Annotated in this window: 13 protein-coding genes; 9 read left to right on the plus strand and 4 right to left on the minus strand. The window is 36.1% G+C overall.

The window, feature by feature from the left end; all coding sequences use genetic code 11:
• The first annotated feature begins 5 nt into the window (after positions 1–5).
• Entirely contained in the window at positions 6–95 is a 90-nt protein-coding gene (locus tag HCX49_RS25740) for an IS3 family transposase (RefSeq protein WP_376747324.1), read from the plus strand.
• 71 nt (positions 96–166) lie between these two features.
• On the opposite strand, the gene HCX49_RS00010 is transcribed toward HCX49_RS25740, so the two are convergent.
• Positions 167–1372: a pyridoxal phosphate-dependent aminotransferase gene (locus HCX49_RS00010; RefSeq protein ID WP_237682694.1), complete on the minus strand. Its 1206-nt coding sequence runs from the start codon at positions 1370–1372 to the stop codon at positions 167–169.
• A gap of 339 nt (positions 1373–1711) precedes the next feature.
• Here HCX49_RS00010 and HCX49_RS00015 point away from each other — a divergent pair, with 339 nt between their 5' ends.
• The 4 genes from HCX49_RS00015 to HCX49_RS00030 all read left to right on the plus strand — a co-directional run bounded on the left by HCX49_RS00015 (position 1712) and on the right by HCX49_RS00030 (position 6039).
• On the plus strand, positions 1712–2689 hold the full coding sequence (locus HCX49_RS00015; RefSeq protein WP_132773763.1) for a cation diffusion facilitator family transporter: 978 nt from the start codon (positions 1712–1714) through the stop codon (positions 2687–2689).
• A gap of 104 nt (positions 2690–2793) precedes the next feature.
• Positions 2794–4584 carry a translation elongation factor 4 gene (lepA, locus tag HCX49_RS00020; RefSeq protein ID WP_021191530.1) on the plus strand — a complete coding sequence of 597 codons (1791 nt, stop codon included), beginning with the start codon at positions 2794–2796 and terminating at the stop codon, positions 4582–4584.
• Between the two features lie 28 nt (positions 4585–4612).
• Positions 4613–5500: a bifunctional 5,10-methylenetetrahydrofolate dehydrogenase/5,10-methenyltetrahydrofolate cyclohydrolase gene (locus HCX49_RS00025; RefSeq protein ID WP_132773762.1), complete on the plus strand. Its 888-nt coding sequence runs from the start codon at positions 4613–4615 to the stop codon at positions 5498–5500.
• Between the two features lie 50 nt (positions 5501–5550).
• On the plus strand, positions 5551–6039 hold the full coding sequence (locus HCX49_RS00030; RefSeq protein WP_021191528.1) for a hypothetical protein: 489 nt from the start codon (positions 5551–5553) through the stop codon (positions 6037–6039).
• Between the two features lie 69 nt (positions 6040–6108).
• Here the strand turns inward: HCX49_RS00030 and hisD are convergent, their stop codons facing one another.
• Together hisD and hisG are read right to left on the minus strand one after the other, a co-directional pair.
• Complete coding sequence (gene hisD / locus HCX49_RS00035) at positions 6109–7398, minus strand: histidinol dehydrogenase (protein WP_021191527.1); 1290 nt, start codon at positions 7396–7398, stop codon at positions 6109–6111.
• A 35-nt stretch (positions 7399–7433) separates the two neighbouring features.
• Positions 7434–8285: an ATP phosphoribosyltransferase gene (gene hisG / locus HCX49_RS00040; RefSeq protein WP_021191526.1), complete on the minus strand. Its 852-nt coding sequence runs from the start codon at positions 8283–8285 to the stop codon at positions 7434–7436.
• A gap of 478 nt (positions 8286–8763) precedes the next feature.
• Here hisG and HCX49_RS00045 point away from each other — a divergent pair, with 478 nt between their 5' ends.
• The 3 genes from HCX49_RS00045 (at position 8764) to HCX49_RS00055 (ending at position 12579) form a co-directional block, all read left to right on the plus strand.
• Complete coding sequence (locus HCX49_RS00045) at positions 8764–10053, plus strand: Gfo/Idh/MocA family protein (protein WP_021191525.1); 1290 nt, start codon at positions 8764–8766, stop codon at positions 10051–10053.
• A 2-nt stretch (positions 10054–10055) separates the two neighbouring features.
• The gene (locus HCX49_RS00050; protein WP_168125822.1) at positions 10056–11129 is read left to right on the plus strand and encodes a Gfo/Idh/MocA family oxidoreductase; all 1074 of its coding nucleotides are present in this window, start codon (positions 10056–10058) and stop codon (positions 11127–11129) included.
• A 199-nt stretch (positions 11130–11328) separates the two neighbouring features.
• Entirely contained in the window at positions 11329–12579 is a 1251-nt protein-coding gene (locus HCX49_RS00055) for a hypothetical protein (protein WP_132773760.1), read from the plus strand.
• Positions 12580–12656: 77 nt separating this feature from the next.
• On the opposite strand, the gene HCX49_RS00060 is transcribed toward HCX49_RS00055, so the two are convergent.
• Entirely contained in the window at positions 12657–13280 is a 624-nt protein-coding gene (locus HCX49_RS00060) for a 7-carboxy-7-deazaguanine synthase QueE (protein ID WP_021191521.1), read from the minus strand.
• A gap of 448 nt (positions 13281–13728) precedes the next feature.
• Between HCX49_RS00060 and thrS the strand changes: the two genes are divergently transcribed.
• Positions 13729–15654 carry a threonine--tRNA ligase gene (gene thrS, locus HCX49_RS00065; RefSeq protein WP_132773759.1) on the plus strand — a complete coding sequence of 642 codons (1926 nt, stop codon included), beginning with the start codon at positions 13729–13731 and terminating at the stop codon, positions 15652–15654.

Raw genomic sequence — 15654 nt, forward strand, 5'->3', positions numbered from 1 at the left:
ATTATATCTCCTATTACAATAATCAACGGATAAAACTAAATTTAAATGGAATGAGCCCGACAGAATATCGAGCTCATTATTACAAATCTAATTAACTAAATTTGTCCAATATTTTGGGGGCAGTCCATTAAAGACAGCCTCTTCTTTTTATGTGGACTATAAAAGTTTATGCTAATTTGCCTAATGCTTCTTTGATACGTCTTAAAGCTTCTACTAAGCTTTCATCAGATGCAGCATATGACAGACGGATGTATTTGTCATTTCCAAATGAATCACCACCAACTGTTGCGACATGACCTACATTTAATAGGTATAGAGCTAAGTCAGATGAATTGTTGATTACATTTCCATTCTCATCTTTTTTTCCAAAGAAAGAACTGATTTCTGGGAAGAAATAGAAAGCGCCTTCAGGTAAGTTTGTTTTAACTCCTGGAATTGCGGATAATAGATCATAAACCAGTTGACGACGACGAGCAAATGCTTCTTTCATTTTATTTACGGATGCTAATCCTTGTTCATAAGCAACGATTCCTGCACGTTGTGATATCGAACATGTTCCCGATGTCGTTTGTCCTTGTAATTTGTCATTTGCGGCAGCGATCTCTTTATTACAAGCAATATAACCTAATCTCCATCCGGTCATTGCAAATGCTTTGGAGAAACCGTTAATGATAATCACACGGTCTTTAATGCTATCAAATTGAGCGATAGATTCATGTTTGTCTACAAAATTGATATGTTCATAGATTTCATCTGATAAGATAAATACCTGTGGATGTTTTTCAAATACTTTTGCCAAAGCAGCTAACTCATCTTTACTATACACCGTACCTGTAGGGTTATTTGGTGATGAGAACATGAACAATTTAGTTTTAGGCGTGATAGCAGCCTCAAGTTGCTCAGGAGTTATTTTAAAGTTATTATCGATTTCAGTATTGATAAAAACCGATTTTCCTTCAGCTAAAACAACCATTTCTGAATAAGAAACCCAGTATGGGGTGGGTATTACAACTTCATCACCAGGATTAACAAGTGTTAAAATAACATTTGATAAAGACTGTTTTGCACCTGTAGAAACTACGATTTGAGAGATGTCATAATCAAGATTATTTTCAATCTTCAATTTATTCACAATAGCCTGACGTAATTCTGGGTATCCCGGAACTGGCGAGTAACGTGTCCAATTTTCGTCTAAAGCTACCTTAGCAGCTTCTTTAACGTGGTCAGGAGTATTGAAATCTGGTTCGCCAACACTTAAGCTGATAACATTAACGCCTTTTGCGGCTAATTCGCGACCAAGCTTAGTCATTTTAAGCGTAGCCGACTCGGATAAATTGTTTATCCTATCTGATAAATATGATTGTGTGCTCATGGTAAGACAAAGATATTATTTAGAATGCAAATAATACTTTAATTTCTTGAAAAAAGACAAACGATTGCTTCTTTTTTGCTGAAAATATGTAAAATTATTAAGATTTTGATTGCTTTGGAGTAACACTTATTCTAATCTTTCATTTCGTATATTTCCGATGTTACCATCTCAGAAATTTACTATAAATTTTATAATGATAATTCTGCTTAGCATTGATCACCATTTCATTTGTTAGTCCGTATAAACGTAAAAGAGTATGCTAAAAGATTAGTAGTTTCAAACTAAAAAGGAAATCGTAGCGTTATATGACTACCTTTGTCGCGAAAATAAAGTAATATTATGTCTAAGCAAAAAAGATTAGTTCTGCTATCCCTTTTGACAGGGCTGGGATTGATGATCATCAAATTTGTCGCGTATTTCCTTACTGCTTCCAATGCTATTTTCACCGATGCTGCGGAAAGTATTGTCAATGTCATTGCCTCAAGTTTTGCTTTCTATAGTATTTATTTAGCCGCTCAACCTAAAGATAACAATCATCCGTATGGCCATGGAAAAGTTGAATTCTTTTCTGTTTTCTTGGAAGGGGGACTTATTTTTATAGCCGGATCAATCATATTAGTAAAAGGATTTTATAATATCTTTTTCCCATCTACATTATCAAATTTGGAAGAAGGGATCGGTTTAGTTTCTGTTACGGCCCTGATTAATTTTATAATTGGATTCTACATCATGAAAAGAGGGCGAGCATTGGGTTCTCTTACATTGGAAGCCGACGGTAAACATCTACAAGTTGATGCCTATAGTACAATAGGCCTAGTAGTCGGTCTTATTCTTATGAAATTAACAGGCTTAAAGTGGATCGATATTGCTATTTCTTTTGTCTTGGGCACTTTTATTTTATATAATGGGTATAAATTGTTACGTCAGTCAGTGGGTGGACTTATGGATGAGTCAGATGTAGATCTTGTAAAAGAAGTCGTTCAAGTTTTGCAGGAAAACCGTCATACAGATTGGATTGATATACACAATCTGCGTGTCCAACGATATGGCAATGAATTGCATGTAGATTGTCACTTGACACTTCCGAATTATTATTCTTTAATTAAAGTACACGATGAAATCTCGATTTTAGATAAAATAGTTAATACCAAAATGTCTGTTGAAACCGAGTTTTTTATTCACGCAGATCCATGCCTCCCTGAATGTTGCAGCTACTGTCAGGTAAAAGACTGTCCGATAAGATCGCAAGAGTTTACAGTTGAGATTGAATGGCAAGTCGAAAACGTCACAGCAAATCGAAAACATTTTTTATCTTAATCGATAAATCATGAAATTATGTGCATAAATAGGGGAGAGCTTAGCCTAAATGTCTGTCAAAAAAAGTATCTTTGCTTTTTAGAAACGATTTTTAAAAATCCTATATGAAGCACATACGTAATTTCTGTATCATCGCACACATTGATCACGGTAAAAGTACATTAGCCGATCGATTATTGGAGTACACTAACACCATTACACAACGTGAAGCGCAGGCACAATTACTAGATAATATGGATTTGGAACGTGAACGTGGTATTACCATAAAGAGTCACGCGATCCAGATGAACTATATACAAGACGGTCAAGAGTATATTTTAAATTTAATTGATACTCCTGGACACGTCGATTTTTCTTATGAAGTATCACGTTCCATTGCTGCCTGTGAAGGAGCCTTGTTAATTGTAGATGCTTCTCAAGGTATACAAGCACAAACAATCTCGAATCTTTATTTAGCATTAGAACATGATTTAGAGATTATTCCAATTTTAAATAAGATGGATCTTCCTGGTGCTATGCCAGAGGAAGTGAAAGACCAGATCATTGATTTAATTGGTGGTAACCGTGAAGATATTATTCCAGCATCTGGTAAAACAGGTCTTGGTATCCCTGATATCTTAAGAGCCATTGTAGCGCGGGTTCCTGCACCACTAGGTGATCCAACAGCTCCTTTACAGGCTTTGATTTTCGATTCAGTTTATAACTCTTTCCGTGGTATCATGGCCTATTTCAAAGTTGAAAATGGTGAGATCCGTAAAGGTGATAAAGTGAAATTTGTTGCTACAGGAAAGGAATATTCTGCGGATGAGATCGGAACTTTGAAATTAAATCAAGTTGCTAAAGATGTCGTTAGAACAGGTGATGTTGGATACATCATCTCCGGGATTAAGGAAGCACGTGAAGTAAAAGTTGGCGATACGATCACTCATAAGGAAAGACCTTGTGATGGTGCTATTCAAGGATTTGAAGAAGTAAAACCAATGGTTTTTGCCGGAATATATCCTGTTGATACAGAAGATTACGAAGAGTTACGTGAATCTATGCACCGTTTGCAATTGAATGACGCATCTTTAGTGTTTGAACCAGAGTCTTCAGCAGCGCTAGGTTTTGGATTCCGTTGTGGATTCTTAGGAATGCTTCATATGGAGATTATCCAAGAGCGTCTTGAGCGTGAGTTTGATATGACTGTTATCACAACTGTTCCCAACGTATCTTACAAAGCGTATTTAACAAAAGATAATGAAGAAGTTCAGGTTCATAACCCATCCGATTTACCAGATCCGAGTAAATTAGATGCTATTGAGGAACCTTATATTAAAGCAAATATCATTACTAAATCTGATTTCGTAGGACCGATTATGTCTTTATGTATCCAAAAACGTGGTGCAATCATTAATCAGTCATATTTAACTTCAGACCGTGTTGAATTGGTATTTGAGATGCCAATGGGTGAAATTGTATTTGATTTTTATGATAAGTTAAAAACGATTTCCAAGGGCTATGCTTCTTTTGATTATACACAGATAGGTTACCGTCAATCGGATTTGGTCCGTTTGGATATCCGTTTAAATGATGAACCTGTAGATGCATTGTCATCTCTGATTCACAGAAGTAATGCATATGACTTTGGTAAGAAAATTTGTGAAAAATTAAAAGAATTACTACCTCGCCAACAGTTTGAAATTCGTATCCAAGCATCTATTGGAATGAAAATTATTGCCCGTGAGACAATTTCTGCTTTACGTAAAGATGTAACAGCAAAATGTTATGGCGGTGATATTTCTCGTAAGCGTAAGCTTTTGGAAAAGCAGAAAAAAGGTAAAAAACGAATGCGTCAAGTAGGTAACGTTGAAATACCGCAATCGGCATTTATGGCTGTACTGAAATTAGATTAGAAACTTAAAAAATCCTATTCCTATAAAAATGAATTTATTAGACGGTAAACTCGTATCAGCTAAAATCAAAGAAGATATCAAAAAAGATACAGCTGATTTTACAGCGCAAGCTGGACGTAAACCTCATTTAGTGGCTATCCTAGTTGGAAACGACGGAGGTAGTGAAACTTATGTGGCGAGTAAAATGCGTAATTGTGAATTGGTAGGTTTTGAATCTACTAATATTCGTTACGATGTTGATGTGACTGAAGAACAATTGATCGCGAAAATTCAAGAAATAAATGCGGATGCAAATATTGACGGTTTGATCGTGCAGTTACCACTTCCAAAGCATATCGATCCCGATAAAATAACTGAAGCAATAGATTACCGAAAAGATGTAGATGGTTTTCATCCCATCAATTTGGGCAGAATGCAACGAAATCTTCCTTGCTTTATCCCAGCAACACCTTATGGTATTATGTTGATGCTGGATCATTATAAAATTGAAACTGCAGGTAAACATGCAGTGGTGGTAGGTAGAAGTAATATCGTTGGTTCACCAATGAGTATTCTTTTAGCACGAAACTCTAATCCAGGTAACTGCACAGTTACCTTAACACATAGTCGTACAAAAGACCTTAAAACAGAAGTTTTACGTGCGGATATTATTGTTGCTGCAATTGGGAAGAAAAACTTTGTTACTGCAGATATGGTGAAGGATGGCGCAGTTGTAATTGATGTAGGTATTAATAGAGAAGACTCAACAGAAACAAAATCTGGCTTTAAATTATATGGAGATGTAGATTTTGAGCAAGTCGCTCCTAAAGCTTCATGGATAACTCCTGTACCTGGAGGAGTGGGCTTGATGACGATTGTAGGATTACTTAAGAATACACTAGAAGCGGCAAAAGGCACAATTTATCCTAAAGCATAATTGGCATAAATATTGTTTGGTTAAATCTGTTAACCAAAAAAATATACGAAATGAAAAAAGTTGCATTTTTAGCATTATTCGCAGGAGTTTCATTAACTTTTGCGGCTTGTAATAACACGCCAAAAGAAGATAAAAATAGTGATGGAGAAGTCACAGTCGGAGAAAAGTTAGATAATTCTCTTGATAGTTTAGATAAACATGCAGACGTTGCTGCAGCTGATGCGAAAGCTAAATATGAGCAAGCTCAAAAAGATCTAGATGCTGCAATAGCAAAAGGAGATAAGAAAGCTGAAGAAGCTGCACGTAAAACGGTAGATGAGACAAAAACTGCTTGGGAAAAAATTACTGCAGGTACTGCTAAAGTAGCGGGAGATGTTGAAGAAGGCGTTAAGGATGCCGCCCATGCAACTGGTCATGCTATCGATAAAGCTGCTGACGCAACAGCTAAAGCTGGAAAATCTGCAGTTGAAGGTACTAAAGATGCAGCTAAAGCTGTAGGTGACAAAGCCAAAAAAGTTGGTGAAGCATTGAAAAACTAAATCGAAATAAGATTTTAATAAAAAAGCCTTTCAGAAATTCTGAAAGGCTTTTCTTTTGATTTGAAATTTTTAATTTTCCTTTCGAATGGTAACAGCATTCTTATGTGCATGAAGTCCCTCTAATTCTGCTAAGATCTCCACAGTAGAACCAATATTAAGTAGTCCTTCCGGACTTATATGTTGGAAAGTAATCTTTTTTACAAATGAATCTACAGATACACCTGAATAGGATCTTGCATATCCTGATGTGGGTAAAGTATGGTTTGTTCCAGAAGCATAATCTCCCGCACTTTCAGGCGTTAAGTGTCCTAAAAAGACAGAACCTGCATTTAAAATAAGACGAACAAGACGTTCCCATTGATCGGTTTCTAGGATCAGATGTTCTGGTGCATAATAATTACTAAACGCCAGTGCCTCATTTAAATCAGTTGCTAACACCGCATAGGAGTTCTCGATTGCTTTGCTTGCTAATTCAAAACGGGGTAAAATAGCAAGTTGCTTTTCTAATTCAAGATTTACAGCTTCAATAATATCTTTGGAAGTTGCTACCAGTACAGCCTGACTGTCCGCACCATGTTCAGCTTGAGCTAATAGATCTGCAGCTACATAAGCAGGTGTGGCAGTTTCATCAGCAATTACTAAAACTTCAGATGGACCAGCAGGCATGTCGATACTTACATTGGCCATACCTTGAACAATGCTTTTTGCTTTTGTCACAAATTGATTGCCAGGTCCAAATATTTTATCAACTTTAGGGATCGTTTCCGATCCAAAAGCCATTGCCGCTATAGCTTGAGCACCACCGACAAGGTAAATGCGTTCGATTTTTAATAATTTGAGACAATAGGCTACGAAACCGTTTATTTTTCCACTTTTTTGGGGAGGAGAACAAACGATGATTTCTTTACATCCCGCAATTCGCGCCGGTACACCTAACATTAATAGTGTACTTGGTAGAACAGCGGAGCCTCCCGGTATATAAAGACCGACTTTTTCAATAGGACGGTTCTCCCGCCAGCATTTTACACCTATCGTGGTCTCTACAACTCGCTCACGCTTTACTTGTGAAGAGTGGAATTTATGAATATTCTGGAACGCAATTTCTAAAGCCCTTTGTTGTTCGCGATTAATCGTTGATGCCAGTGCGTCAATATCGTTAGCATCAAGGTAAAGTTTTTCTAATTCAACTTTGTCAAATTGTTGTGCATAGCTAATCAAAGCTTTATCACCATTTTGACGAACTTCTTGTATAATATCTAAGACAGTATCTTGGATAGCATGCGAAGGATCAGTATTACGCGTTGTTAATTCCTGTAATTCAATGGGATTTAACTGAGCATATTCAAAAGTTTTAAGCATGATGAATTTTATTTTAAGCGCAGTGCGCTTATTAACTACATAATAATTTTTTCGATCGGCATGACCACAATTCCTTGGGCACCTGCAGACTTTAGCTTGTTGATCTTACCCCAGAAATCATCTTCTGAAATAACGGTATGAACGGCAACCCAACCTTCTTCTGCTAAAGGAACAACAGTCGGTGATTTTACACCATGTAAAAGACCTGTTATAGTAGGTAAATTAACTTTCTCAACATTCAGAACAACGTACTTAGTTTCTTTTGCCATTAACACCGACTGGATTCGCTGTAAAAGTTCTGCTAAGATTTCGTTATCCTCCAATCCTGGACGACCGATAAGAATTGCTTCAGACTTACGGACATCGGCAAACTGTTTTAATCCATTATTTTTAAGGGTTCCGCCCGTAGAGACAATATCACATATAGCGTCACTCAACCCTAAGCCAGGTGCAATTTCAACAGATCCTGATATCATCTGAATATCTGCCTCGATGCGGTATTCATCTAAAAATTTCTTTAAAATAACAGGATAAGAAGTTGCAATAGATTTTCCATTAAGATCTCTTAAATCTTTAATATCACTATCTTTTTGAACAGCTAGTTTTAAAGTACATTTTCCAAAACCGAGACGTTGTAGATAATTAACTTCAGATTCAGTTTCATCAATGACATTTTCACCAACTATTCCGAGATCAGCAATTCCTTGCTCTACATATCCTGGAATATCATCATCACGAAGGAAAAGAATTTCAAGAGGGAAATTGGAAACGGTTGTTATTAAAGAACTTTTATAATTTTCGAAGTCGAGACCACAGTTTTTAAGTAATTGAACTGATTTTTCGTTTAATCTACCCGATTTTTGGATAGCAATTTTAAGATTTTTCAAAGCTTTATAATGTTAGCTGTAAATTATTAATAAATAGAAATCAAACACAAGGGAAAAAATGCTTCACGTAGAAACACACTTATTACATATCGCCGCAATGGCGATGATGCATATGAAAGTGATGTCCGTGAGCAAAAATCATGTTTGTATTAATAATGTGTCAAAAATAGTATTTTGTTAATAGAAATCAAATTTAAATAGCTATTAATTGATAAAAATAAAATAGAGATAGCGTAAATATGACATTTCTGCATTGAAATTAAACATTTTTCACCTTACTAAAATATTTAATATGCGATAGAAATTACGTTAGAGTATGCTTCAAGCTTCTTTTTGCGTGATGTTGTTATGATGCACAACATTATTACATTTGGAAGCTATTTATACTTTTTTAGTATAAAATTTAATATTAATTTTAAATTCTCGATGTCTGTAAGAAGAATAGGGACTTGTACAATCGAAAATAATAAGCTAAAATATGAATCTAGAAAATCTAAATCGCCGTTCTTTTCTAAAGAAAACAAATACCGTAGTTCTGGGGACTGCTCTGGCTGCATCAAGCCTTAATTTGTATGCAAACAGTGCTCCAAAGAAAATTAAGATCGGACTTGTAGGCTGTGGCGGTAGGGGGACAGGGGCCGCTTCTCAAGCATTGCGCGCAGATCCAAATGTCGTCATTACCGCTGTTGCAGATATCTTCCAAGATCAAGTAGACCTATGTTTAGATTCATTAAGACAGATATCAAATGATCAAGTAAAGGTCGATAGCAAAAACATCTTTTTAGGATTTTTAGGATTTCAAAAATTGATGAATACCGATGTGGATGTGGTTTTACTTTGTTCTCCACCAAACTTTAGACCAGATCATTTGGAAGAGGCCGTCAAAAAAGGAAAGCACATCTTTTGCGAAAAACCTGTTGCAGTAGATATTCCAAACTTGAAAAGAGTTTTTGAAAGCGTAAAGATTGCTAAAGAAAAGAATCTCTGTTTGGTAAGTGGTTTCTGTTTTCGGTATGCAACACCAAACCGTGAAATCTTTCAAAGGATAAAACAAGGTGATATTGGTGATATACAATCTGTTTCTACTTTTAGATTTGGAGGAGAGTTAAGTCATAAGGAAAGACAGGCCGGTTGGTCAGATTTAGAGTATCAGTTACGTAATTGGTTCTATTTCCAAAGATATTCTGGCGATCTAATTGTCGAGCAAGCTATACATAGTGTTGATATGATGTCTTGGGCATTAGGAGATATTGTTCCTAAGACTATTATTGCAACTGGAGGAAGACAGTCCCGAGAGTTGGATAAATTCGGCAACGTTTATGATCATATGTCTATTGAATTTGATTATGGAAATGGATTAAAGGCCTTTCATTCTTGTCGTCAACAAAATGGAACTGATTCCCGAAATTCAGTGGACGTCATAGGAAAGAACGGTCGTGCAAACTTAAATATTCCTTCAAACTTCGAGATTTATGGTGACAAAGCGTGGAAGTTTACTGGACGGAACAATAATATGTATCAAACCCAGCATGATGAACTTTTCGCAGCCATCCGTGATAAAAAAGTGATTAACGATGGACCACACCTTGCGAATAGTACCCTACTTGCAATTTGGTCTCGAACGGCCGCTTATACGGGGAAAGCGATTACGTATGATCAGATTATGCAATCGACAGAAGTTTTAGGCCCTACTTCATTAGAATATGATTGGAAAATGCAAGCTGATAATCGCGGGATTCCTCAGCCGGGAAAAACACCATTTGTTTAGGTATGGACGTAGGAATTAAGATATTAGTAGTCGGGTGTGGTAACATGGGAGCCTCTCATGCCCGCGCCTATCATGACTTACCGGGTTTTGAAATTGTTGGGCTGGTATCCAGGGGAGAAAGTAAAAGTAGATTGAATAAATCGCTTCAGGCAGCTTATCCTGAATTTGATGATTTTGAAGAGGCGTTACTGCAAACAAAACCAAATGCAGTCTGTATTTCAACCTATCCCGATACGCATGAAAATTATGCAATCAGATCTTTTGAGGCAGGAGCACATGTTTTTCTTGAAAAACCTTTAGCAGATACAGTACTAGGCGCTCAAAATGTTATCGATGCAGCAATAAAGTATAATAAAAAATTGGTGGTAGGATATATTTTACGATATCACCCTTCATGGAAAAAGTTTATCGCAATTAGCCGTAAGATGGGAACACCTTTGGTCATGCGTATGAATCTCAATCAGCAGAGTCATGGTTATATGTGGGATGTACACCGCAATTTAATGAATAGTTTAAGTCCAATAGTAGATTGTGGTGTTCATTATATTGATGTGATGTGTCAAATGACAGACGCTAAGCCTGTTCGAGTTTCCACTATCGGAGCTCGATTGACAAATGATATACCCGAAACGAATTATAATTATGGACAGCTTCAGTTACATTTTGATGATGGTTCTGTAGGATGGTATGAAGCAGGATGGGGACCTATGGTCAGTCAAACTGCTTTTTTTGTTAAAGATGTGTTTGGCCCTAAAGGGGCGGTATCTATTGTGCCAAATCATGCTGTCAGAGAAGGAGTGTCGGATTCGGTGGAAGCACATACCAAAACAGAATCAATTCGTGTACATCATGCTGATATTGATGTAAATAATGAATTTTTAAAAGCGGATGAATGGATTCATTTAGAAGACGAACCTACACATCAAGATCTTTGTAACAGAGAACAGTTGTTTTTTCAAAAAGCAATTGTAGAGGATTTGGATTTAAAGAAGCAATCGGAAGATGCTTTGAATAGTTTACGTATTGCTTTTGCATGTGACCAAGCTGTGAAAACCAAAAGTATAATAACGTTGTAAAGAACTTTTAATAGAGAAATAATGGTTTTAGGTATGTTATTTTGTAATAAGGCAATTAGCAGAACAGCATATGTAAACCATCGTTCACTATTTTATTTAAAACAATAAAATGTGGAGAAATAAAGTAAATTAATTTTAATTGTGAAAGATAGATCGTTTTGGTCTATCTTTTGTTGTTTAGGAGCTATATTTGTAATGTATGAAAAAATTGGTTCATGTTGTATTTCTTACTATACTGTTATCCCATTCTGCTACAGCTCAGGATAACCTATGGCAGATGAAATTGAGTTTTAAAGGACAGATCGCTGTGGAAGAATTAGAAAAGTCTGTGCCTGAATTTGCGTTAGATTTCTATGAGCCATTTTTAAAAGGAGGAACCACTGCTCAAGAGGTTACGATTTTTACCTCACCTACGAAGATTAAATCAGTTGATAATCTAGGGCACGTTCTGATTGCAGATCGAACTAAAAAACAGGAATATTCATTTACAAAAGGTGATGATCTACTTTCACAGGATGTGCTGTCTTCAGATTATCCCTTATTGAAGAATCCGACTGATCCAAAAGATGCTTATCTTATCTTGGAAAACGGGTCCGAAAAAGAAACCATCAACGGTGTTTCCTGTATAAAAGCATTGTTGAAAGTTGTGGACCCTTATTTAGGTGAAGTTGCAATGACAATTTGGTATGCTCCGGATCTACCGAGTTATTATCTAAGTAGTTTGCCCTTTTTGATTAATGTACCAGGAGCAGTTCTGAAATTAAATGATCAGGTGCATAATTCTTTAGGTTTTGAAGTCTCAGCTTTGACTAAGCTAAGTGACTTAAAGGAATTTGAATTACCTCATGAGGTTAAAATTGTTAAGCTTTCAGAAAATGAAGGTAGTAACTTGGATGATGCAAGTGTTTTTCAAGATGCATTTGAACTTAAAGCACCTTTAAAATGGTTTTCACAGCAGAATGCCGCATATGGTGATGAACATTTGTTTGGGGTTAAAAAAGCGGATGGAACAATTGTGGAGCCTGCAAATTTTTATTCAATCGATGTATTGAATAAACAAAGAGCAATAGTTTCTGATAGTAGTAGTTTGTTTTGGATTATTGATGATGAAGCAAAAAAAATAAATCATGTAGGTTTTGAAGTGCTTTATGCTGTTAATGATGAGAACATGGTGTATGCAATAGAAGATCGATATGGTATCATTAATGCTTCAGGAGTGTCACTTATTGGAGGTTTAAGCAATATCAGCAACTTTGTAGGATCATATTTGCTATTTTCTGAAAACAATAAGCAAGGTTTATTGGATTTTAATGGGAAGATTGTTCTGAAACCTACTTTAGATTTTATTGATACTGATGAGCAAGGTAATATTCTGGTTAAGGATTTGAAGATTAGTTCCGAAGTACAACAATATTCACTTCCAGATTTTCATGAGAAGTACTTGAAATAGAGTCGAAAAAATATTCATTCAAAAATAAAGGCGATCATTGATCGCCTTTATGCTTTATTATTAATCCCAAATTTAGATTAAGGGATGTTCAAATATTTATGTGTCTGAAGTGAGATATTCCATTTAGGATTATCTTTGACATGATCAATGATCAGTGGGGTCATTTCAGGATATTTGGACCATTCAGGTTGCAAATATAATTTACAGTCGTTGTTTACTAATTTAGAATGTTCTTCAGCCCATTCAAAATCACTTTTATTAAAAACAATGACTTTTAATTCACCGGCAGCTTCTAAAACATCTTTTCTTGGAGCTTTAAATTTCTTTGGAGAAAGACAGATCCAATCCCATTCGCCACTTAGTGGATAGGCACCAGATGTCTCTATAAAAGTTTGAATTCCAGCTGCGTGAAGACCTCTTGTTAAGTAATCCAAATTGTAGATTAAAGGTTCTCCTCCAGTGATGACAACTGTCTTTGCAGGATATTTTTTTGCATTTTCAATAATCTGATCAGCAGAAGTAAGCGGGTGTAAAGTGGCATCCCAGCTTTCTTTAACATCACACCAGTGACACCCCACATCACATCCTCCCAATCGAATAAAATATGCAGCTTTTCCTGTGTGAAATCCCTCTCCCTGAATTGTATAGAACTCTTCCATCAACGGAAGTAAAGTGCCGTCTTCTGGAACTTGATGTGACATAGTAATGAATTTAAGATTGCAAAAATAATAAAAAAGATTGTGATATCGGGATTGTTTTCAATTCATTACTTTTAGATTAGATAGTCAAATTACTTGACGATCTTATTTGTCGCAGACAGGATTCTATATATCTCCATGTTTATCATTAACGAATTTTTATCATAAACTGTTAGTTCAGCATTTTTATGATGAATATTCCTATGTTACGTTTGCATTATGTTGTGCTATCTTCCAATTGAAGGGTAGAACTAAAATGTGTCAATCAATGATGGGAGTGCAATAAAGACTTAAAAGTGCAATTATGGATTATTTTCAGTATATTTGATGGATAATAGGTCTAGGAATAGATTTAATTTATTAAGCCTTATTGATAATTAACAATTTAGTATGTTGTGTATCTGTAAGGTATTGTTTTATAAATAATTACTAAAAATAATCATATTTGTTGATGATTAAAATTACATTACCTGATGGTTCCGTTCGTGAGTACGAAAAAGGAACATCAGCTGCTCAAGTAGCATTGTCAATCTCGGAAGGTTTAGCTAGAAATGTGTTAGCCGCCGAAGTGAATGGAGAGATTTGGGACTCATCTCGTCCTATTGAAGAAGATTCTGCAGTAAAGTTGTTGACCTGGAATGATACAAATGGTAAATCTACCTTTTGGCATTCTTCTGCGCATCTATTAGCAGAGGCATTAGAAGATCTTTACCCAGGTATCAAGTTTGGTATAGGTCCCGCTATTGAGACGGGTTTCTATTATGACGTTGATTTTGGAGATCGTGAATTCTCATCTGATGATTTTAAGCAGATTGAAGATAAGATGCTAGAACTAGCAAAACGTAAAGAAATTTTCGAACGTAAAGCTGTTTCTAAAGCTGATGCTATTGCATATTTTACTGAAAAAGGAGACGAATATAAATTAGATCTGATTAAAGATCTGGAAGATGGAAAGATTACATTCTATACACAGGGAGAATTTACCGATCTATGTCGTGGACCACATATTCCTAATACGGGATTTATCAAAGCGATCAAATTAACAAATGTTGCCGGTGCATACTGGAGAGGTGATGAGTCTCGTAAACAATTGACTCGTATTTATGGGGTAACGTTTCCAAAAGCTTCTGAATTAACAGAATATTTGAAGTTCATTGAAGAAGCAAAAAAGCGTGATCATCGTAAATTAGGTAAGGAATTAGAGTTGTTTGCTTTTTCAGAGAAAGTAGGAGCAGGATTACCATTGTGGTTGCCGAAAGGAGCAGCTTTGCGTCAAAAATTACAAGATTTTTTACAAAGAGCTCAGTTAAAATCAGGTTATGAACCTGTGATGACACCTCATATCGGTAATAAACAATTGTACGTAACTTCTGGGCACTATGATAAATATGGCGAAGATTCATTCCAGCCGATAAGAACTCCAGTTGAAGACGAAGAGTTTTTCTTGAAGCCGATGAACTGTCCACATCACTGTGAGATTTATAAAACAAAGCCACGCTCTTATAAAGATCTTCCTGTACGTTTTGCAGAATTTGGTACGGTTTACCGCTACGAGCAATCTGGAGAATTACATGGTTTGACACGTGTAAGAGGGTTTACACAAGATGATGCACATTTATTCTGTCGCCCAGATCAGGTGAAGGAAGAATTTAAAAAAGTGATTGACTTGGTGTTGTATGTTTTTAAAGCATTAGGTTTTGAAGAGTATACTGCACAGATTTCATTAAGAGATCCAGAAAATCGCACCAAATATATTGGTACCGATGAAAATTGGGCTCTTGCAGAAAGTGCAATTATCGAGGCCGCTGCAGAAAAAGAATTATCGACTGTCGTCGAATATGGCGAGGCAGCTTTCTATGGACCTAAATTGGATTTCATGGTGAAGGATGCTTTGGGACGTAGATGGCAGCTAGGTACTATTCAAGTGGATTATAATTTACCTGAGCGCTTCGAACTGGAGTATACAGGTTCTGATAATGCAAAGCATAGACCAGTGATGATTCATAGAGCACCATTTGGTTCTATGGAGCGTTTTATTGCTGTATTGATCGAACACTGTGCTGGAGAATTTCCATTATGGCTTGCCCCAGAACAATTTATCGTCTTACCAGTGTCAGAAAAATATGAAGAATATGCGAAAAACCTTTTAGAATCGCTAAATAATTCCGATATTCGCGGACTGATAGACTTGCGTGATGAAAAAGTGGGTCGCAAAATCAGAGATGCAGAGGTGAAAAAACTGCCTTATATGTTGATTGTAGGGGAGAAAGAGGCTGAGAGTGGCACGATTTCTGTGCGTAAACATGGTTCAGTAGACATGGGATCCATGACTGCTGACGAATTTAGAGAAGTATTAATTAAAGAAATAACCGTTTAA

This window comes from Sphingobacterium sp. B16(2022) (assembly GCF_012030425.1).
Taxonomy (GTDB): Bacteria; Bacteroidota; Bacteroidia; order Sphingobacteriales; family Sphingobacteriaceae; genus Sphingobacterium; species Sphingobacterium anhuiense.